The sequence below is a fragment of the Agrobacterium sp. AGB01 genome (assembly GCF_014851585.1).
Lineage (GTDB): Bacteria > Pseudomonadota > Alphaproteobacteria > Rhizobiales > Rhizobiaceae > Agrobacterium.
The window spans coordinates 859,280-879,057 of sequence record NZ_JACVAB010000002.1; the positions used below are offsets into that span (position 1 = coordinate 859,280).

Below are 19,778 nucleotides of genomic sequence, written 5' to 3' on the forward strand. Positions count from 1 at the left end.
GATGACAACCGACGTCTTGAACGATCGTGCAGCGTTTCAGCTGGTTATCTCGTTGTCACCTGTCGGTGATATAGCAGGCCCAGCCAGCGGGCAGGGCTGATACCAAAGGCTTTTGAGAACTGCCGTGTCATGTGGCTCTGGTCGGCAAAACCTGAGGAAAAGGCGGTGTCTGCCAATGTTTGCCCGGTGCGTAGTGCAGTTTTGACCGCATCGAGGCGGCGCATCGTCAGGTAACGATAGGGACTTGTGCCAAAGAGGGTGCGGAAATCGCGCGACAGGCTCCAGCGGTCGCGCCCGCACAGTCGCTCCAGATATTCCATCGTCGCTGTTTGCGGCAACTCGTGCAGATATTGCCGTGCCATTTCAGCGGAATGGTAATCGATCAGTTTTTTGCCGCTGGCCGGTGGCGTGCCCGCTGCAGCCTCCAGGGCGTGGGCCAGATCATAAAGGGCGTCATCATATTCGAAGGTCTCGATACGGTCCTCTACGCTGCGCAGAATACGGCCGGTGGCCGCAAACAGTCGTGGGTCGTCGGAAATGCCACCATGCACATAGGGCAGGGGGCGACCGCGCAACACAGACTGGATCGCGGCCGGTTCGATATAGGCAATGCGGTAATGAAAACCATCTTCGGCGCCAGCCTGCCCGTCATGTTTTTCGTCCGGATGCAGGACCATGGTGCCGCCAGGACGACTGTTACGCAGAGCGCCACGGTAATTGAAGCTTTGGATGCCGGAGAGGGTTCGCCCTATGGCGTATGTATCGTGGCGGTGCATTTCATAACCGCGCGCCGCAAAGAAGGCTTCGATGCGTTCCATGCCGACGGGATCGTTGGCGTGGCTGATCCAGCCGTTTTTCCTCATTTCACCCTGCGCAAGCACAGAACCGTGGCCGACATCTTTCATGGCCAGAAGACCTTTCCCGAATGTGTTTTCGGATATTCGGGAAAGGAAGATGTCATGTGGGCGATCTCGAAACGCGTGGGTTACTTACGAGATGTCGCGCCAGCCAGGAACTGCTGCGTTGCGTAAAGTGCAATGGCGGCTGCGTTGGAAACGTTGAGCGACTTGATTTCGCCCGGCATATCCAGCCGTGCCAGTGCGCTGACGGTTTCGCGGGTCTTCTGGCGAAGGCCTTTGCCTTCCGCGCCAAGAACAAGAGCGACCTTTTCGCCGCTGAATGTCTGTTCGATCGGGGCTGGACCTTCCGAATCAAGACCAACCGAGAAAAAGCCCAGCTTGTGCAGTTCACCCAGCGCATCGGCCAAATTGGTGATCTGGATATAAGGGATCATTTCCAGCGCGCCGGAGGCAGATTTCGCCATGACGCCCGATTCTGTGGGGCTGTGACGGATGGTGGTGATGATGGCGCCAGCCTTGAAGGCAACGGCAGAGCGCATGATGGCACCGACATTGTGCGGGTCTGTGACCTGATCCAGCACCAGAATAAGCGGGCTGTCCTTCAGGGCAGACAATTTACGCACTGGAAGCGGCCGGGTTTCCAGCATCACGCCCTGATGGATGGCTTCTGGTCCCAGAACTTTGTCGATTTCCTGCGGCGATACCATTTCCACCGGGAACTTCTGTTCTTCGGCGGTGCCGATTTCCAGACGTGCCAGCGCATTTTGCGTGACCGACAGCTTGATAATCTGCCGCTCCGGGTTGGAAAGTGCCGCGCGGACTGTGTGCAGGCCATACAGATAGACCTGATCGGCATTCAGCTGCGGTGGCTTCCAATCATCAGCGCCCTGGCGCTTGCGTTTCTGGAAGGCGGGGGTGGGAATCTCACCCCGTTCGCGTTTTGCATCGCGTACGGCACGACGCAGGTTAGCGTAGTGCGTGTCGCGGGTGGATTTGTCATTTTGATCGTCGTTGCTCATAGCGCCTTATATCTCCGGCGATCTCATCACACCAGCCCCCGCGCTATCCACAGCCTGTGTAAGGCAATTGAATTTTTTTCGAAAAATTCGTGACAGGGCGTGTTGACAGATGAAGATCGGGCAGTCATATACCCGGCCACAGACGACGAACGGCGACGCGCCGGACACGGAAATCTGAACTAAAGCTTGGTAGCTTGATCCTCGCAGAATACTGGAGGAATGCCCGAGTGGTTAAAGGGGACGGACTGTAAATCCGTTGGCTCAGCCTACGTTGGTTCAAATCCAACTTCCTCCACCATTCTGCACGGATCGAAATCACCGCCGCGGGTATAGCTCAATGGTAGAGCAGCAGCCTTCCAAGCTGAATACGCGGGTTCGATTCCCGCTACCCGCTCCAATCAATTCAATCACTTACATCTTATATTGCTTCGCTTGTGTCACTGCATGTCAGTCCACGCGGGTCGATTGTGGCTGCGTGTTTTTTTTCGATTCGGCAGCGGAAAATTCGCCACGCTTCGCAAGCTCCGTAAAAAAGCAGAGCGATTCAGACCGTTTTTTCAGCAAGAAAATCGCAGTTTTTTGCGAGTAGCGTGTGCCTAAGAAGGTCACCAATCAGTCGCCGTCCAGATCGGCAATCTCACCGTGAGACGCGATCAGGATGGGTGACGCCATGTCGCCGCTTTCATCGTCAACCATCACCTTGTAGGCGGCCACGCCAACGTGACGCGGTGCCATCGCGGCGGCGATCTTCTCTGCTGCTACTGCATTTGAAGCGGTCCGCATTTCACCGGGAACGATGCCTCCGCGGTTCTTCTTGAACGTCATTACAATGATTTTTTCAGCCTGAGCCATAATGTCCCTCAAATCTGTTCTATAAATGTTCTCATTTTAAACAAGAGTCAATCTGGCGTTTTGATCGAGCGACGCAAAAGACGCTGGAACCGCAGGCGCAGTTGTTTTTCACATTCAAGAGATCAGGGCGCTAGCCGCCGTCACCTATTCCTGAGGCGGGCGGGGTCGTGATTCCGGGGTGATGGCAGGAGAGGATTTACGGCTGTCGCAGCCATGTTTACAGGCGGTTTGTCTCGATGTGTATGGTCACAGATGACGTGATGTCGGTTTGCTTTGGACTCAGTTTTGTCTGAGGCGCATTCTGCCTGTAAAGACCGAAATGAGTGCCATGACAACCAGTGCCGGCCAGAGGGTGCACAGGCTCATGCCAATCCAGTGAGCGAAACACGGCTTTGTATTGTGGCGCAGGATTTCAATGCCGGTATAGACAATGAAAATGGCTGCAATCAGCACATAGGCGGTGATCAGGACTGGTGTGTGCATGAACTCTTTCAGGGTTTTTGCAGCCGCGCCTGCACGATACGGGCGCGGAAGCAGATAGCTTATGGTGAACGAGATGTTAATTCAACACCAGAATAGGCTGTTGTAATGCCCCATTTGGGTGATGTGCATCGCATTCCTACGGTACGGAACCGTAAAAGCAAAAGCGGATCACAAGCTATGAAAGAGAATTTGAAAGCCGGGAGGGGCGGAGCGGTTTATCGCCGCGTACTGTCGGTGCTGCTGTCTTTATCGAAAGGAAGCAGATCCGTTTGATGTGGGCTTGTCCTGTCTTTCCGAATCCGCCTGAACCCAGCGGAAGAAAAGATAGAGAGGCGCAATAATCAAAGTAAGGGTAACGATAGCGTCGATAAACATATGGTACATCCCATGCAAGACACCTCATCATGAGGCGTTCCGGGCCCATATTGTCGAATATCTGTTGAGGCTTGCTGAACAAGTTCAGTTAACGACTTATTCTTTTGCCGTTAAAATGCGGGACAAAAAATTGACGGTATGCACGTCGCGTCCCGTTTTGTTTCGAAACCACAGCGATAAATGCCTGATAAATGTTTCCGGCAAACCAGTTGTTTACTGTTTGGTTTGCCGAAAACGAGGCATTTATTGCTGATTACTGGCCAAGATATGGCTGGACGTAAGGCCAGACTTCAATGCCGCCATGGTAGAGCATGTTAAGGGCAACATAGATGATGACCATCAGGCCGAGATAGGAGATCCATCGGTAGCGGTGCAGAAGCTTCGCAACGAAGTTTGCTGCCAGACCCATCAGGGCGATGGAAACGACGAGGCCGATTACCAGAACCGTCAGGTGTTCCTGTGCCGCACCTGCCACAGCCAGCACGTTGTCCAACGACATGGAAACGTCTGCAATGACGATCTGCATGGCTGCCTGGAAGAACGTCTTGTGTCCCTTGGTCAGGTCGGCTTCATCGTCCGTGACCTCGTCTTCCATTGAACCGTTCTGCTCGCGCAGTTCGACCCACATCTTCCAACATACCCAAGCCAGCAACAGACCGCCGACGAGACGAAGGCCAACAATGTCGAGGAGTTGTACGGTTACGGCGGCAAAACCGATACGCAGCACGGTTGCGGCGATAATGCCGATCAGAATGGCTTTACGGCGCAGATGGGCAGGAAGGCCGGCTGCAGCAAGGCCGATAACGATAGCGTTGTCGCCGGCGAGCACGAGATCGATGGCGATAACCTGAATGAATGCCGTAAATCCGGCAGCGGTGAAAATTTCCATGGATATATCCTGAAGCGGATGATGGGGCGGCGCAGGAGAATGCGTCTAACAATGTCAGTGAAGGCAGGAAATGTGATTTCGGGCATGGCCCGTCGCCTTTCTCCCCAAGGCGATTAACTGGCGTCATATGACATCGGAAACTTGCCGTAAACCATATCTTGCATGGCAAATCACAATAAAGTCATTTTGTGGCAGGGAATCATCTGGGTGAGCAGGGGGTGCTAAAGTCGCCGCTCCCTCGTGCTTGCACCGCGCACTCTTCTTCTTATATAGGGCCCTTAACGGCACGTAAGCACGCTTATATCGCGCGTTGAGCGTCAAACGGTATTTCTGTTTGACAATTAAGTCTTGCGCATTCGCTTACAAAGCCTTAAACGGCGACACCAAACCGGTTCGCCGGGGAAACTACTTCACGTTCACAGGAAGCAATTCACATGGCAAAGAGCAAGTTTGAGCGGAACAAGCCACACGTTAACATTGGCACGATCGGTCACGTTGACCACGGCAAGACATCGTTGACGGCCGCAATCACCAAGTACTTCGGCGAGTTCAAGGCGTATGACCAAATCGACGCTGCTCCTGAAGAAAAGGCTCGTGGTATCACCATTTCGACAGCCCACGTTGAGTATGAGACGCCTAACCGTCACTACGCACACGTTGACTGCCCCGGCCACGCCGACTACGTGAAGAACATGATCACCGGTGCTGCCCAGATGGACGGCGCGATCCTGGTTTGCTCGGCTGCTGACGGCCCAATGCCACAGACCCGCGAGCACATCCTGCTTGCTCGTCAGGTTGGCGTTCCTGCTCTGGTCGTGTTCCTCAACAAGGTTGACCAGGTCGACGACGAAGAACTGCTCGAGCTCGTAGAAATGGAAGTTCGTGAACTTCTTTCTTCCTATGACTTCCCAGGCGATGACGTTCCTGTTGTTAAGGGTTCGGCTCTTGCTGCTCTTAACGATTCTGACAAGAAGATCGGTGAAGACGCTATTCGTGAGCTGATGGCTCAGGTTGACGCCTACATCCCAACACCAGAGCGTCCAATCGACCAGCCGTTCCTGATGCCAATTGAAGACGTGTTCTCGATCTCTGGCCGTGGTACTGTTGTTACCGGTCGCGTTGAGCGCGGTATCGTCAAGGTTGGTGAAGAAGTTGAAATCGTCGGCATCAAAGCGACGTCTAAGACGACTGTTACCGGCGTTGAAATGTTCCGCAAGCTGCTCGATCAGGGCCAGGCTGGCGACAACATCGGTGCACTGGTTCGCGGCGTTACCCGTGACGGCGTTGAGCGTGGTCAGATCCTTTGCAAGCCAGGTTCTGTTAAGCCTCACAAGAAGTTCATGGCAGAAGCCTACATCCTGACGAAGGAAGAAGGCGGCCGTCATACACCGTTCTTCACGAACTACCGTCCTCAGTTCTACTTCCGTACAACTGACGTTACCGGTATCGTTTCGCTGCCAGAAGGCACGGAAATGGTTATGCCAGGCGACAACGTTACTGTTGAAGTCGAGCTGATCGTTCCAATCGCGATGGAAGAAAAGCTGCGCTTCGCTATCCGCGAAGGCGGCCGTACCGTCGGCGCTGGCATCGTTGCCTCGATCATCGAGTAATTCTTTCCCGTAAGGGATGGATTGAGAGCCCCGCTGGAAACAGCGGGGCTTTTTTGTTTTGGGCAGAGCAGGGGGAACAGCATGATGCAATTTGTCGAAATCAGCGCATTTGCACCAACCGAGCGTGACGCGGTAACAGCGCTTATCGTCAAGATCCAGCAAGACGAGTTTGGTATTGCGATCACGGCGCAAGACCAGCCTGATCTCAGTGATATCCCTGACTTCTATCAATCCGGTGCGGGCGGTTTCTGGGTGGCGAAGCTCGACGGCGACATCGTTGGTACGATTGCCCTCAAGGATATTGGTGAGGGGCAGGGCGCCCTGCGCAAGATGTTCGTGGCGGAGCAGGCGCGCGGCAGGGAATTGGGTGTTGCGGCGAAGCTGCTCGGTCGCCTGCTTGAGGAGGCAAGGCGCAGCGGCATTACACAAATCTACCTCGGCACGACGGACAAATTTCTGGCCGCTCATCGATTCTATGAAAAGAATGGCTTTGCCGAGGTGGCAAAAGAGATGCTGCCAAAGCGCTTCCCTGTGATGGCTGTTGATACAAAGTTCTATTGCATCTCCTTGAAATGATGTGTCTATCCGTGGTGACACGGGGTTTTGGGGTGCGAATCATTTGCTGGGAATGCTGAGAACTGTGATTCTGGCCGGGTTTCTGGTGGGGCCTGCCTTTGCGCCGCCAGTCGTTGCACAAAGTTGCCCGGATCGACCGGCCTGCAAGGGCTGTGGTTGTAAAGGTGGCCCGGGTTATCGCGGGCCGGACGGCAAATGCGTTGGTTTCAAGGTGCTTCACAAGGTGTGCGGCAATCCACCGGAGACGCGCTGCACATTTGAAAATGCGCCGGGCACTGGAGAGAACCGGGAATGCGCCCTGAAATCGGAACGAAAAAATAAGGGCTAGGAAGTTTTCCCGTTACTCTTTGCAGGAAAAAGAAAAAACACCCTTGCCATTCGTTTCAGGGCGTCTTAAAGAGCCGCATACCGATTACGGAGATGGAAACATCCACGGTTGATCGGACTGAAGGGGTATAGCTCAGTTGGTAGAGCGGCGGTCTCCAAAACCGCAGGTCATCGGTTCAAGCCCGGTTGCCCCTGCCATTTTCCAGCAATGACAAGCGCGTTTAATTTGCGGCATGTTGGCTGGAAGGGCCGGATGGGATTTCCGGTGGAGTTCATTGAATGTCGATTTCCTCTTGTTAAATTGAGAATCGGCGTTTATGTAGGGTAAAACAGACACGCGGTGCGTGGGGCTGATTTATCGGCTTTACGTGCCGTAATTGCGTGGGCAGTCAATGGCATCCAAAACCAATCCATTTGCGTTTCTTCAGCAGGTTCGCTCGGAAGCGTCAAAAATTACCTGGCCATCGCGCCGCGAGACCATGATTTCGACGGCCATGGTGCTCGTCATGGTTATTGTGGCTGCGCTTTTCTTTTTCGCAGCTGACCAACTCATCGGCTGGTTGCTTCGCCTTGTGCTGAGCGTCGGTCAGTAACGGATTTCCGGAGATAAAGATGGCAGCGCGCTGGTATATCGTTCACGCATATTCAAATTTTGAAAAGAAGGTCGCTGAGTCGATCGAGGAGAAAGCTCGCCAGAAGGGGCTTGAGCATCTCTTTGAAAAGATTCTCGTTCCGACTGAAAAGGTTGTTGAGGTTCGTCGCGGTCGCAAGGTCGATAGCGAACGCAAGTTCTTCCCAGGTTACGTGATGGTTCGCGCAAACCTGACGGATGAAGCTTATCACCTCATCAAGAATACCCCGAAGGTTACGGGTTTCCTGGGTTCGGACAATAAGCCTGTTCCTATCCCTGATTCTGAAGCTGATCGTATTCTCGGTCAGGTTCAGGAGGGTGTAGAGCGTCCGAAGTCCTCGATCTCTTACGAGATTGGTGAGCAGGTTCGCGTCTCCGACGGTCCGTTCGCATCGTTTAACGGTGTTGTTCAGGACGTCGACGAAGAGCGTTCGCGCCTCAAGGTGGAAGTTTCGATTTTCGGCCGCGCTACGCCGGTCGAGCTGGAATACAGTCAGGTCGAGAAGGTCTGATTGGAAGAGCGAAAGCTCTAATCGCGTGGAAGACCTGCTGGCTCTAGCCGGGTCAGCATCGTACCACGCAACCGCAGCCGCCGGAGTTTCCGGCATATGAGCCGGGCAACCGGTTCGATTTGAAAGGCAGAGAGATATGGCTAAGAAAGTTGCAGGCCAGCTCAAGCTTCAGGTCAAGGCAGGATCGGCTAACCCGTCCCCGCCAATTGGTCCTGCGCTTGGTCAGCGTGGCATTAACATTATGGAATTCTGCAAGGCGTTCAACGCTGCTACGCAGGAAATGGAAAAGGGTATGCCGATTCCGGTCGTCATCACCTACTACCAGGACAAGTCCTTCACATTCGTGATGAAGCAGCCTCCTGTAACTTACTTCCTCAAGAAGGAAGCTAAGATTCAGTCCGGTTCCAAGACTCCGGGTAAGGGCGCAAAGGCTGGTTCCATCACCAAGGCTCAGGTCAAGACGATCGCAGAAGCCAAGATGAAGGATCTCAATGCTGCCGATATCGAAGGCGCAATGGCAATGGTTGAGGGCTCTGCCCGCGCCATGGGCCTGGAAGTGGTAGGTTGATCATGGCAAAGCTTGCAAAGCGCGTACAGAAGACACGCGAAGGCGTTGATGCTAACAAGCTCTACGTCCTCACCGACGCCATCTCGATGGTTAAGGAACGGGCTGTAGCCAAGTTCGACGAAACCGTTGAAGTTGCGATGAACCTCGGCGTTGACCCACGTCACGCTGACCAGATGGTTCGTGGCGTTGTCAACTTGCCAAACGGCACAGGCCGTGACGTTCGCGTTGCTGTTTTTGCTCGTGGCGCAAAGGCTGACGAAGCCAAGGCTGCTGGCGCTGACATCGTTGGTGCAGAAGACCTGCTCGAAATCGTTCAGGGCGGCAAGATCGACTTCGATCGTTGCATTGCCACTCCGGACATGATGCCGCTGGTCGGTCGCCTCGGTAAGGTTCTCGGCCCACGTGGCATGATGCCTAACCCGAAGGTTGGTACGGTTACGATGGATGTTGCTGGTGCCGTTAAGGCTTCCAAGGGCGGCGCTGTCGAGTTCCGTGTTGAGAAGGCTGGTATCGTCCATGCTGGTATCGGCAAGGCTTCCTTCGACGCCAAGGCTCTTGAAGAAAACATCAAGGCATTTGCTGACGCGGTCATCAAGGCCAAGCCTGCTGGTGCAAAGGGTAACTACGTCAAGCGCGTAGCGATCTCCTCGACCATGGGTCCTGGGGTTCGCATCGACCCGTCGTCGGTTACTGCATAATTTCGACAATCCCCGCTTGGGGTTGTTATACAAGAATTTCCGGCCTCACCGGCCGGAAGTTTCCGGAGAAATCCGGAATTCCTGTCCGAGATTGTAGGTGGCCTTTTTCCTTTTCAGGAATTTGGCCTTAATCACGTTAACCTACATGAGACGGGTACGAGCCCGATTTTCGCATCCCTGTGGTGCTTAATAATCTGGTTTGAACCTGGTGTGCCTTGTGCCTTCAGCCTTCGGGTGAGAGAGCAGGGGGACAGGATCCTCGAGCGTCACTCGGGACTTTGATTTATCAAGGTTTCTTGGGGCAAAGGCAAACCCGATGGGGCCTGCATGATTGCGGTCCTGTCAACTGGAGACAGACAGTGGAAAGAGCGGAAAAACGCGAATTCGTCACGGAGCTGAACGAAGTCTTTAAGGCTTCCGGTTCGGTTGTCGTGGCCCACTATGCTGGCGTCACCGTTGCGCAGATGAACGACTTCCGTTCAAAAATGCGTGCTGCGGGCGGCACAGTTAAAGTCGCGAAGAACCGTCTGGCCAAGATCGCTCTTCAGGGTACGGAGTCAGAAGAGATCACTGATCTTTTCAAAGGACAGACGCTGATTGCATACAGCACTGATCCAATGATCGCTCCGAAAGTCGTCATGGACTTCGCAAAGACTAACGACAAGCTCGTTATTCTCGGCGGTGCCATGGGTGCAACCGCGCTCAACGCGGACGCAGTAAAGTCGCTTGCGACCCTGCCTTCGCTGGACGAGCTGCGCGCAAAGCTGTTGGGCCTTCTCAATGCCCCAGCAACTCGCGTCGCTACGGTTGTTGCAGCACCGGCAAGCCAGCTTGCCCGCGTGTTCTCGGCTTACTCAAAGAAGGACGAAGCCGCTTAAGGCGGTTTTTCGCTGTAAATATTCAAACCGGTTCAAACCGAATTAAAGGAACTAAAAAATGGCTGATCTCGCAAAGATCGTTGACGACCTCTCCGCATTGACCGTTCTGGAAGCTGCAGAACTGTCTAAGCTTCTCGAAGAAAAGTGGGGCGTTTCTGCTGCTGCTCCTGTAGCAGTTGCTGCTGCTGGCGGCGGTGCTGCTGCTGCTGCTCCTGAAGAAGAAAAGACAGAATTCGACGTTATCCTGGTTGACGCTGGCGCCAACAAGATCAACGTCATCAAGGAAGTCCGCGCTATCACAGGTCTCGGCCTGAAGGAAGCTAAGGACCTCGTTGAAGGTGCTCCTAAGGCTGTTAAGGAAGCTGTTTCCAAGGCAGAAGCTGCTGACCTCAAGAAGAAACTTGAGGATGCTGGCGCCAAGGTTGACGTTAAGTAATATCGGTACTACTTACGGGAGATGGCAAAAGCCGTCTCCCGTTTGCTGTTCCGCTGAAACCAATTACCCAAAAGCCGCGTGAAAATGGCTTTTGGGTAATGGGTTCTTCAAGAGAATAGTTTCGAACCGCGCTGTACAGGCAATCCGGCCTTACCGTTCGGGACGTGAAACGAGATTGATTATATCCATTAATTGACGGGATCGACTGGCCAGCGAACCCCGTCCGTTGCAGGCCCGGATGCAATTATTAAAGGAGCGACGATGGCTCAGACCCTTTCGTTTAACGGTCGCAGGCGCGTACGCAAGTTTTTCGGCAAAATTCCAGAAGTAGCGGAAATGCCAAACCTCATTGAGGTTCAGAAGGCTTCGTATGACCAATTTCTCATGGTTGACGAGCCTAAGGGCGGTCGTCCCGACGAGGGATTGAATGCTGTTTTCAAGTCTGTATTCCCAATCACAGACTTCTCAGGCGCATCCATGCTTGAATTCGTATCCTACGAATTCGAACAGCCAAAATTCGACACTGAAGAGTGCCGTCAGCGCGACCTGACCTACGCAGCGCCGCTGAAGGTGACGCTGCGCCTCATCGTGTTTGATATTGACGAGGATACAGGCGCGAAGTCCATCAAGGACATCAAGGAACAGTCGGTTTACATGGGCGACATGCCGCTCATGACCAACAACGGTACGTTTATTGTCAACGGTACCGAGCGCGTTATCGTGTCTCAGATGCACCGTTCTCCGGGCGTATTCTTCGATCACGACAAGGGCAAGAGCCACTCTTCCGGCAAGCTTTTGTTCGCTGCTCGCGTTATTCCTTACCGCGGTTCCTGGCTCGATATCGAATTCGATGCCAAGGATGTCGTTTACGCGCGTATCGACCGTCGCCGCAAGCTGCCTGTTACCTCGCTGCTGATGGCGCTCGGTATGGACGGCGAAGAAATTCTGTCGACGTTCTACACAAGCTCTGATTACAAGCGTGCAGGCGATGGCTGGCGTATTCCGTTCCAGCCTGAAGTGCTGAAGAACGCCAAGGTCATCACCGAAATGGTTGATGCCGACACGGGCGAAGTTGTTGTTGAAGCCGGCAAGAAGCTGACCCCGCGTCTGCTGCGTCAGCTGTCCGAGAAGGGCCTCAAGGCTCTCAAGGCAACCGACGAAGACCTGTACGGTAACTTCCTGGCCGAAGACATCGTCAACTACGCAACGGGTGAAATCTACCTCGAAGCTGGTGATGAAATCGACGAGAAGACCCTCGGTGTTATTCTGAACGCTGGCCTGGAAGAAATTGCGGTTCTCAACATCGACCACGTCAATGTTGGTGCCTACATCCGCAACACGCTTTCTGCTGACAAGAACGAGAACCGTCAGGACGCTCTGTTCGATATCTACCGCGTCATGCGTCCGGGCGAGCCGCCGACCATGGATTCGGCTGAAGCGATGTTCAACTCGCTGTTCTTCGATGCTGAGCGTTACGATCTTTCCGCAGTTGGCCGCGTGAAGATGAACATGCGTCTCGACCTCGATGCAGAAGACACCGTGCGTACACTACGCAAGGAAGACATCCTGGCCGTGGTCAAGATGCTGGTCGAACTGCGTGACGGCAAGGGCGAAATCGACGACATCGACAACCTCGGCAACCGCCGTGTTCGTTCGGTTGGTGAATTGATGGAGAACCAGTACCGTCTGGGTCTGCTGCGCATGGAACGTGCGATCAAGGAACGTATGTCCTCGATCGAAATCGACACCGTGATGCCGCAGGATCTCATCAACGCAAAGCCAGCCGCTGCTGCTGTTCGTGAGTTCTTCGGTTCTTCGCAGCTGTCGCAGTTCATGGACCAGGTGAACCCGCTTTCGGAAATCACCCACAAGCGCCGTCTTTCGGCTCTTGGACCTGGTGGTCTGACCCGCGAGCGCGCAGGCTTTGAAGTCCGCGACGTTCACCCGACCCACTACGGTCGTATTTGCCCGATTGAAACGCCAGAAGGCCCGAACATCGGTCTGATCAACTCGCTGGCCACCTTTGCCCGCGTCAACAAGTACGGCTTCATCGAAAGCCCGTACCGCAAGATCGTTGACGGCAAGGTGACAACAGACGTGATCTACCTCTCCGCTATGGAAGAGGCCAAGTATTACGTTGCACAGGCTAACTCGTCGCTTGAAACTGATGGTTCGTTCTCGGAAGAGTTCGTTGTTTGCCGTCACTCGGGCGAAGTTATGCTGGCGCCACGCGACAACATCAACCTGATGGACGTTTCGCCGAAGCAGCTCGTTTCGGTTGCTGCGGCTCTCATCCCGTTCCTGGAAAACGACGACGCCAACCGCGCTCTGATGGGCTCGAACATGCAGCGTCAGGCCGTTCCGCTCGTCCGTGCCGAGGCTCCGTTCGTCGGAACTGGTATGGAGCCGATCGTTGCCCGTGACTCTGGCGCTGCTATCGCAGCCCGTCGTGGCGGTGTTGTCGATCAGGTCGACGCGACCCGTATCGTTATCCGTGCAACGGAAGATCTCGATGCTGGCAAGTCCGGCGTTGACATCTATCGTCTGCAGAAGTTCCAGCGTTCGAACCAGAACACCTGCATCAACCAGCGTCCGCTGGTGACTGTCGGTGACGTTCTGAACAAGGGTGACATCATCGCTGACGGTCCATCGACCGATCTCGGTGACCTGGCACTTGGCCGCAACGCGCTCGTCGCGTTCATGCCTTGGAACGGCTACAACTACGAAGACTCCATCCTGATGTCCGAACGCATCGTTTCCGACGACGTGTTCACCTCCATCCACATCGAAGAATTCGAAGTGATGGCCCGCGACACCAAGCTTGGTCCTGAAGAAATCACGCGCGATATTCCGAACGTTTCGGAAGAAGCGCTGAAGAACCTCGACGAAGCCGGTATCGTATACATCGGTGCGGAAGTTCAGCCTGGCGATATCCTGGTTGGCAAGATCACGCCGAAGGGTGAAAGCCCGATGACGCCGGAAGAAAAGCTTCTGCGCGCCATCTTCGGTGAAAAGGCATCCGACGTTCGCGACACCTCCATGCGCATGCCTCCAGGCACGTTTGGTACGGTCGTTGAAGTCCGCGTGTTCAACCGTCACGGCGTTGAAAAAGACGAACGTGCAATGGCTATCGAACGCGAAGAAATCGAACGTCTGGCCAAGGACCGTGACGACGAACAGGCTATCCTGGACCGTAACGTCTATGGCCGTCTGATCGACATGTTGCGTGGTCAGGTTTCGATTGCTGGACCGAAGGGCTTCAAGAAGGGCACCGAGCTTTCAAATCTCGTTGTTTCTGAATACCCGCGTTCGCAGTGGTGGATGTTTGCCGTTGAGGACGAGAAGGCCCAGGCCGAACTCGAAGCTCTGCGTGGCCAGTACGACGAATCCAAGTCGCGCCTTGAACAGCGCTTCATGGACAAGGTCGAAAAGGTTCAGCGTGGCGACGAAATGCCTCCAGGCGTCATGAAGATGGTCAAGGTCTTCGTTGCTGTTAAGCGCAAGATCCAGCCAGGCGACAAGATGGCCGGCCGTCACGGTAACAAGGGCGTTGTCTCGCGTATCGTGCCTGTTGAAGATATGCCGTTCCTGGAAGACGGTACGCATGTCGACATCTGCTTGAACCCGCTGGGCGTGCCATCGCGCATGAATGTCGGCCAGATTCTCGAAACGCACCTTGCCTGGGCTTGCGCCGGTATGGGCAAGAAAATCGGCGAGATGCTGGATGAGTATCACAAGACGCTTGATATCACTGACCTGAAGCGCGAGCTGACGGAAGTGTATGCGTCTGATGCCAAGGATGAAGTCGCTTACTTTGACGACGAGTCCCTGCTCAGACTTGCCGAGCAGTCCAAGAAGGGCGTTTCGATTGCGACGCCGGTCTTCGACGGTGCGCATGAGCCTGACGTTGCGGAGATGCTGACCAGAGCTGGTCTGCACGACTCTGGCCAGTCGGTTCTCTATGATGGCCGTACAGGTGAGACGTTCGACCGTAAGGTGACCGTCGGCTACATGTACATGATCAAGCTGAACCACCTTGTCGACGACAAGATCCACGCTCGCTCGATCGGTCCATACTCGCTCGTCACCCAGCAGCCGCTTGGTGGTAAGGCGCAGTTCGGCGGACAGCGCTTCGGGGAAATGGAAGTCTGGGCACTGGAAGCTTACGGCGCAGCATACACCTTGCAGGAAATGCTCACCGTCAAGTCGGACGACGTGGCCGGCCGTACCAAGGTTTACGAAGCGATCGTCCGCGGCGACGACACCTTCGAAGCCGGTATTCCTGAGAGCTTCAACGTTCTCGTCAAGGAAATGCGGTCGCTCGGTCTGTCCGTTGAGCTGGAGAACTCCAAGCTCGAAGCGCAGGAAGGCTCCGAACTGCCTGACGCGGCGGAATAAAGATGACCAAGGCAGGCGCCGAAAGCGGCGCCTGCCGGTTTCTTCCAAAAGGGCGATGCCCTTAGGCGGATAGTTTCGCCGCATTTCGCGGTTAATCGTGTTTTAGGCACTGACCAGTTATCCCGGGAACGACTGGTCCAGATGCAAACAGAGGCGACAACAAGCCTCTCAAGGAGACAAGGCATGAACCAAGAGGTCATGAATCTGTTCAATCCTCAGGTGCCAGCGCAGCATTTCGATTCCATCCGGATTTCGATTGCGTCGCCTGAGAAGATCCTCTCCTGGTCCTATGGCGAAATCAAAAAGCCAGAGACCATCAACTATCGTACCTTCAAGCCGGAACGCGACGGTCTTTTCTGCGCGCGTATTTTCGGACCGATCAAGGACTACGAATGCTTGTGCGGCAAGTACAAGCGTATGAAGTACAAGGGCATCATCTGCGAAAAGTGCGGCGTTGAAGTTACGCTGTCGCGCGTTCGCCGTGAGCGCATGGGCCATATCGAACTGGCAGCACCTGTTGCCCACATCTGGTTCTTGAAGTCGCTTCCTTCGCGTATCTCGACATTGCTCGACATGACGCTGAAAGATGTTGAGCGCGTTCTGTACTTCGAAAACTACATCGTGACCGAGCCAGGCCTGACCTCTCTGAAGCAGAACCAGCTTCTGTCCGAAGAAGAGTACATGATTGCCGTCGACGAGTTCGGGGAAGATCAGTTCACCGCCATGATCGGCGCTGAAGCCATCTACGAAATGCTGGCTTCGATGAACCTTGAGAAGATCGCTGGCGATCTGCGCGTTGAGCTTGCCGAAACCACTTCGGACCTCAAGCAGAAGAAGTTGATGAAGCGTCTCAAGATCGTTGAGAACTTCATGGAGTCAGGCAATCGTCCCGAGTGGATGATCATGAAGGTTGTTCCAGTTATTCCTCCGGACCTGCGTCCGCTGGTTCCGCTGGATGGTGGCCGCTTTGCGACCTCCGACCTGAACGACCTGTATCGCCGCGTTATCAACCGTAACAACCGTCTGAAGCGCCTGATCGAGCTTCGTGCGCCGGGTATCATTATCCGTAACGAAAAGCGCATGTTGCAGGAATCCGTCGATGCGTTGTTCGACAACGGTCGTCGCGGTCGCGTCATCACCGGCGCCAACAAGCGTCCGCTGAAGTCGCTGTCCGACATGCTCAAGGGCAAGCAGGGCCGCTTCCGTCAGAACCTTCTCGGTAAGCGCGTCGACTATTCCGGTCGTTCGGTTATCGTGACCGGTCCAGAACTGAAGCTGCACCAGTGCGGCCTGCCGAAGAAGATGGCGCTCGAGCTGTTCAAGCCGTTCATCTACGCCCGTCTCGACGCAAAGGGTTACTCCTCGACCGTCAAGCAGGCCAAGAAGCTGGTTGAAAAAGAAAAGCCAGAAGTTTGGGATATCCTCGACGAGGTTATCCGCGAGCATCCGGTTCTTCTGAACCGCGCACCGACGCTGCACCGTCTGGGTATCCAGGCCTTCGAACCAATGCTGGTTGAAGGCAAGGCCATTCAGCTGCACCCGCTCGTCTGCACGGCCTTCAACGCCGACTTCGACGGTGATCAGATGGCTGTTCACGTTCCGCTTTCTCTGGAAGCGCAGCTTGAAGCCCGCGTTCTGATGATGTCGACCAACAACATTCTGCATCCGGCAAACGGTCACCCGATTATCGTTCCTTCGCAGGACATGGTTCTCGGCCTGTACTACCTGTCGATCATGAACCAGAATGAGCCGGGCGAAGGCATGGCCTTCTCCGACATCGGCGAACTGCATCACGCCCTTGAAAACAAGGTTGTAACGCTGCACTCGAAAATTCGCGGTCGCTTCAAGACCGTTGATGCCGATGGCAAGCCGGTTTCGAAGATCCATGAAACAACGCCTGGCCGTATGTTGATTGGTGAATTGCTGCCGAAGAATGTCAACGTGCCATTCGACACCTGCAACCAGGAAATGACCAAGAAGAACATCTCCAAGATGATCGACACGGTCTACCGTCATTGCGGTCAGAAAGACACGGTCATTTTCTGCGACCGCATCATGCAGCTCGGCTTCTCCCATGCTTGCCGCGCCGGTATTTCGTTCGGCAAGGACGACATGGTCATCCCGGATACCAAGGTGAAAATCGTTGGTGAAACGGAAGCCTTGGTGAAGGAATACGAACAGCAGTACAATGATGGTCTCATCACCCAGGGCGAAAAGTACAACAAGGTTGTTGACGCTTGGGGCAAGGCTACCGAAAAGGTCGCCGAAGAGATGATGGCTCGCATTAAGGCTGTTGAGTTCGATCCGGAAACCGGTCGCCAGAAGCCAATGAACTCCATTTACATGATGTCGCACTCCGGCGCCCGTGGTTCGCCAAGCCAGATGCGTCAGCTCGGTGGTATGCGCGGTCTGATGGCCAAGCCTTCGGGCGAAATCATCGAAACGCCGATCATTTCGAACTTTAAGGAAGGCCTGACCGTGAACGAGTACTTCAACTCGACACACGGTGCCCGTAAGGGTCTTGCAGATACTGCCTTGAAGACGGCTAACTCCGGTTACCTGACACGTCGTCTCGTTGACGTCGCGCAGGACTGCATCGTCAACTCCAACGATTGCGGCACCGACAAGGGCCTGACAATGACTGCCATCGTCGATGCCGGTCAGATTGTTGCCTCGCTCGGCGCACGTATTCTTGGTCGTACGGCTCTCGACGACATCGACAACCCGGTCACTGGCGAGAACATCGTCAAGGCTGGCAAGCTGATCGACGAAGCTGAAGTGGCAATCATCGAAAAGGCTGGCATCCAGTCCGTTCGTATCCGTTCGGCTCTGACCTGCGAAATCCAGGTTGGCGTTTGCGGCGTTTGCTACGGTCGTGACCTTGCACGCGGTACTCCTGTTAACATGGGCGAAGCAGTGGGCGTTATCGCTGCTCAGTCCATCGGTGAGCCGGGCACCCAGCTGACCATGCGTACGTTCCACCTTGGTGGTACTGCGAACGTGGTTGACCAGTCGTTCCTTGAAGCGTCGTACGAAGGTACGATCCAGATCAAGAACCGCAACATGCTGCGCAACTCTGAAGGCGTCCTCATCGCGATGGGCCGTAACATGGCCATCACCATTCTCGATGAGCGTGGCGTTGAGCGTTCTTCGCAGCGCGTTGCATACGGTTCGAAGATCTTCGTGGATGACGGTGACAAGGTTAAGCGCGGTCAGCGTTTCGCCGAGTGGGACCCGTACACACGCCCAATGATGACGGAAGTCGAAGGTACTGTTCAGTTCGAAGACCTGGTCGATGGTCTTTCGGTTCTGGAAGCGACCGACGAATCCACCGGTATCACCAAGCGTCAGGTTATTGACTGGCGTTCGACACCTCGCGGTTCGGACCTCAAGCCTGCCATCGTTATCAAGGATGCTTCCGGCAACATTGCCAAGCTTTCTCGTGGTGGTGAAGCCCGCTTCCTGCTGTCGGTTGACGCAATTTTGTCCGTAGAGCCGGGCACGAAGGTTTCCCAGGGTGATGTGCTTGCACGTTCGCCAATGGAAAGCGCCAAGACCAAGGACATCACGGGTGGTCTGCCACGCGTTGCTGAACTGTTCGAAGCCCGTCGTCCGAAGGACCACGCTATCATCGCCGAAATCGATGGTACGATCCGTCTGGGCCGCGACTACAAGAACAAACGTCGCGTCATCATCGAGCCTGCTGAAGACGGTGTAGAGCCAGTCGAATACCTGATCCCGAAGGGCAAGCCCTTCCACCTTCAGGAAGGCGACTATATCGAAAAGGGTGACTACATCCTCGACGGTAACCCAGCTCCGCACGACATTCTGGCGATCAAGGGTGTAGAGGCTCTGGCTTCCTACCTCGTGAACGAAATCCAGGAAGTCTATCGTCTGCAGGGCGTTGTCATCAACGACAAGCACATCGAAGTGATCGTTCGCCAGATGCTGCAGAAGGTTGAAATCACGGATGCTGGCGACAGCCAGTACATCGTGGGTGACAATGTCGACCGCATCGAAATGGACGACATGAATGATCGTCTGATCGAGGAAGGCAAGAAGCCTGCCTACGGCGAACCAGTTCTTCTGGGTATCACCAAGGCATCGCTGCAGACGCCGTCCTTCATCTCGGCTGCTTCGTTCCAGGAAACCACAAAGGTTCTCACGGAAGCTGCAATCGCCGGCAAGATGGACACGCTGCAGGGTCTGAAGGAAAACGTTATCGTCGGTCGCCTTATTCCGGCCGGTACGGGCGGTACCATGACCCAGATCCGCCGCATCGCGACGACACGCGACGAGCTGATCATTGAAGAGCGCAAGAAGTCCACTGGTTCGGACTCCGCAACGCAGATGTTGCGCGACATGACCAAGGACGAAACGGTTCCTGCCGGCGAATAATTCGATCCGGGTGTCGTGCATCATTTCGGTGCACGATACCTACTTCGGATAGATGGTCTAACGGGTGCCAATTTGCCGCACCCTCCAGAATTGATAAACCTAAACGCCCGAAGCAATTCGGGCGTTTTTGCGTTTGGTGGCCTCTTGCCGTTGATCCATCGCAAAGGACCAGTTTTTATTTATTCTAATTTTAATCCGTTCACAGGACGCAGATCCTCCCAACCAGGAGCCCGCAAGGGCAGGGGATTTGCCTCCCAACTAAAGGGCC

15 protein-coding genes and 3 tRNA genes are annotated in these 19,778 nt (G+C 54.7%); 13 read left to right on the plus strand and 5 right to left on the minus strand.

All coding sequences use genetic code 11. The annotated features are described in order from the left end of the window. Positions 1–44: 44 nt before the first annotated feature. Both IB237_RS10745 and rlmB read right to left on the minus strand, forming a co-directional pair. Entirely contained in the window at positions 45–905 is an 861-nt protein-coding gene (locus IB237_RS10745; RefSeq protein WP_210323878.1) for an AraC family transcriptional regulator, read from the minus strand. An 80-nt stretch (positions 906–985) separates the two neighbouring features. Continuing rightward, the gene (gene rlmB, locus IB237_RS10750) at positions 986–1,879 is read right to left on the minus strand and encodes a 23S rRNA (guanosine(2251)-2'-O)-methyltransferase RlmB (RefSeq protein WP_192488615.1); all 894 of its coding nucleotides are present in this window, start codon (positions 1,877–1,879) and stop codon (positions 986–988) included. Between the two features lie 213 nt (positions 1,880–2,092). On the opposite strand from rlmB, the gene IB237_RS10755 reads away from it, so the two are divergent. Both IB237_RS10755 and IB237_RS10760 read left to right on the plus strand, forming a co-directional pair. Continuing rightward, a tRNA-Tyr gene (locus IB237_RS10755) sits at positions 2,093–2,177 on the plus strand. Between the two features lie 25 nt (positions 2,178–2,202). Beyond that, positions 2,203–2,276, plus strand: a tRNA-Gly gene (locus IB237_RS10760). A gap of 215 nt (positions 2,277–2,491) precedes the next feature. On the opposite strand, the gene IB237_RS10765 is transcribed toward IB237_RS10760, so the two are convergent. The 3 genes from IB237_RS10765 to IB237_RS10775 form a co-directional block, all read right to left on the minus strand. Continuing rightward, positions 2,492–2,731 carry a hypothetical protein gene (locus tag IB237_RS10765; RefSeq protein WP_192488616.1) on the minus strand — a complete coding sequence of 80 codons (240 nt, stop codon included), beginning with the start codon at positions 2,729–2,731 and terminating at the stop codon, positions 2,492–2,494. 279 nt (positions 2,732–3,010) lie between these two features. Next, positions 3,011–3,214 (minus strand): hypothetical protein, encoded by a 204-nt coding sequence (locus tag IB237_RS10770; protein ID WP_192488617.1) that lies wholly within the window; start codon positions 3,212–3,214, stop codon positions 3,011–3,013. A gap of 628 nt (positions 3,215–3,842) precedes the next feature. Beyond that, positions 3,843–4,478, minus strand: coding sequence for a TerC family protein (locus tag IB237_RS10775; protein ID WP_192488618.1), 636 nt, complete (start codon positions 4,476–4,478; stop codon positions 3,843–3,845). Positions 4,479–4,912: 434 nt separating this feature from the next. Between IB237_RS10775 and tuf the strand changes: the two genes are divergently transcribed. The 11 genes from tuf (at position 4,913) to rpoC (ending at position 19,510) form a co-directional block, all read left to right on the plus strand. Beyond that, positions 4,913–6,088: an elongation factor Tu gene (gene tuf / locus IB237_RS10780; RefSeq protein ID WP_192488619.1), complete on the plus strand. Its 1,176-nt coding sequence runs from the start codon at positions 4,913–4,915 to the stop codon at positions 6,086–6,088. An 84-nt stretch (positions 6,089–6,172) separates the two neighbouring features. Then, a complete protein-coding gene (locus IB237_RS10785; protein WP_192488882.1) occupies positions 6,173–6,664 on the plus strand; it encodes a GNAT family N-acetyltransferase in 492 nt (163 codons plus the stop codon). A 449-nt stretch (positions 6,665–7,113) separates the two neighbouring features. Continuing rightward, positions 7,114–7,189 (plus strand) — tRNA-Trp (locus IB237_RS10790). Between the two features lie 194 nt (positions 7,190–7,383). Continuing rightward, positions 7,384–7,584, plus strand: a complete 201-nt coding sequence (gene secE / locus IB237_RS10795; protein WP_192488620.1) for a preprotein translocase subunit SecE — start codon at positions 7,384–7,386, stop codon at positions 7,582–7,584. Between the two features lie 19 nt (positions 7,585–7,603). Next, positions 7,604–8,134, plus strand: coding sequence for a transcription termination/antitermination protein NusG (gene nusG, locus IB237_RS10800; RefSeq protein ID WP_192488621.1), 531 nt, complete (start codon positions 7,604–7,606; stop codon positions 8,132–8,134). A gap of 136 nt (positions 8,135–8,270) precedes the next feature. Next, positions 8,271–8,702: a 50S ribosomal protein L11 gene (rplK, locus tag IB237_RS10805; protein WP_138790887.1), complete on the plus strand. Its 432-nt coding sequence runs from the start codon at positions 8,271–8,273 to the stop codon at positions 8,700–8,702. Positions 8,703–8,704: 2 nt separating this feature from the next. Beyond that, a complete protein-coding gene (gene rplA / locus IB237_RS10810; protein ID WP_192488622.1) occupies positions 8,705–9,400 on the plus strand; it encodes a 50S ribosomal protein L1 in 696 nt (231 codons plus the stop codon). 359 nt (positions 9,401–9,759) lie between these two features. Next, positions 9,760–10,278 carry a 50S ribosomal protein L10 gene (gene rplJ, locus IB237_RS10815; protein WP_192488623.1) on the plus strand — a complete coding sequence of 173 codons (519 nt, stop codon included), beginning with the start codon at positions 9,760–9,762 and terminating at the stop codon, positions 10,276–10,278. A gap of 58 nt (positions 10,279–10,336) precedes the next feature. Then, the gene (rplL, locus tag IB237_RS10820; RefSeq protein WP_192488624.1) at positions 10,337–10,714 is read left to right on the plus strand and encodes a 50S ribosomal protein L7/L12; all 378 of its coding nucleotides are present in this window, start codon (positions 10,337–10,339) and stop codon (positions 10,712–10,714) included. Between the two features lie 261 nt (positions 10,715–10,975). Further along, positions 10,976–15,112 carry a DNA-directed RNA polymerase subunit beta gene (rpoB, locus tag IB237_RS10825; RefSeq protein WP_192488625.1) on the plus strand — a complete coding sequence of 1,379 codons (4,137 nt, stop codon included), beginning with the start codon at positions 10,976–10,978 and terminating at the stop codon, positions 15,110–15,112. Positions 15,113–15,295: 183 nt separating this feature from the next. Then, positions 15,296–19,510 carry a DNA-directed RNA polymerase subunit beta' gene (gene rpoC / locus IB237_RS10830; RefSeq protein WP_192488626.1) on the plus strand — a complete coding sequence of 1,405 codons (4,215 nt, stop codon included), beginning with the start codon at positions 15,296–15,298 and terminating at the stop codon, positions 19,508–19,510. Positions 19,511–19,778 lie beyond the last annotated feature (268 nt).

Coding starts and splice junctions, on each gene's coding strand:
- IB237_RS10745 (WP_210323878.1), bottom strand. CDS start 905: ATGAAAGATGTCGGCCACGGTTCTGTGCTTGCGCAGGGTGAAATGAGG.
- rlmB (WP_192488615.1), bottom strand. CDS start 1,879: ATGAGCAACGACGATCAAAATGACAAATCCACCCGCGACACGCACTAC.
- IB237_RS10765 (WP_192488616.1), bottom strand. CDS start 2,731: ATGGCTCAGGCTGAAAAAATCATTGTAATGACGTTCAAGAAGAACCGC.
- IB237_RS10770 (WP_192488617.1), bottom strand. CDS start 3,214: ATGCACACACCAGTCCTGATCACCGCCTATGTGCTGATTGCAGCCATT.
- IB237_RS10775 (WP_192488618.1), bottom strand. CDS start 4,478: ATGGAAATTTTCACCGCTGCCGGATTTACGGCATTCATTCAGGTTATC.
- tuf (WP_192488619.1), top strand. CDS start 4,913: ATGGCAAAGAGCAAGTTTGAGCGGAACAAGCCACACGTTAACATTGGC.
- IB237_RS10785 (WP_192488882.1), top strand. CDS start 6,173: ATGCAATTTGTCGAAATCAGCGCATTTGCACCAACCGAGCGTGACGCG.
- secE (WP_192488620.1), top strand. CDS start 7,384: ATGGCATCCAAAACCAATCCATTTGCGTTTCTTCAGCAGGTTCGCTCG.
- nusG (WP_192488621.1), top strand. CDS start 7,604: ATGGCAGCGCGCTGGTATATCGTTCACGCATATTCAAATTTTGAAAAG.
- rplK (WP_138790887.1), top strand. CDS start 8,271: ATGGCTAAGAAAGTTGCAGGCCAGCTCAAGCTTCAGGTCAAGGCAGGA.
- rplA (WP_192488622.1), top strand. CDS start 8,705: ATGGCAAAGCTTGCAAAGCGCGTACAGAAGACACGCGAAGGCGTTGAT.
- rplL (WP_192488624.1), top strand. CDS start 10,337: ATGGCTGATCTCGCAAAGATCGTTGACGACCTCTCCGCATTGACCGTT.
- rpoB (WP_192488625.1), top strand. CDS start 10,976: ATGGCTCAGACCCTTTCGTTTAACGGTCGCAGGCGCGTACGCAAGTTT.
- rpoC (WP_192488626.1), top strand. CDS start 15,296: ATGAACCAAGAGGTCATGAATCTGTTCAATCCTCAGGTGCCAGCGCAG.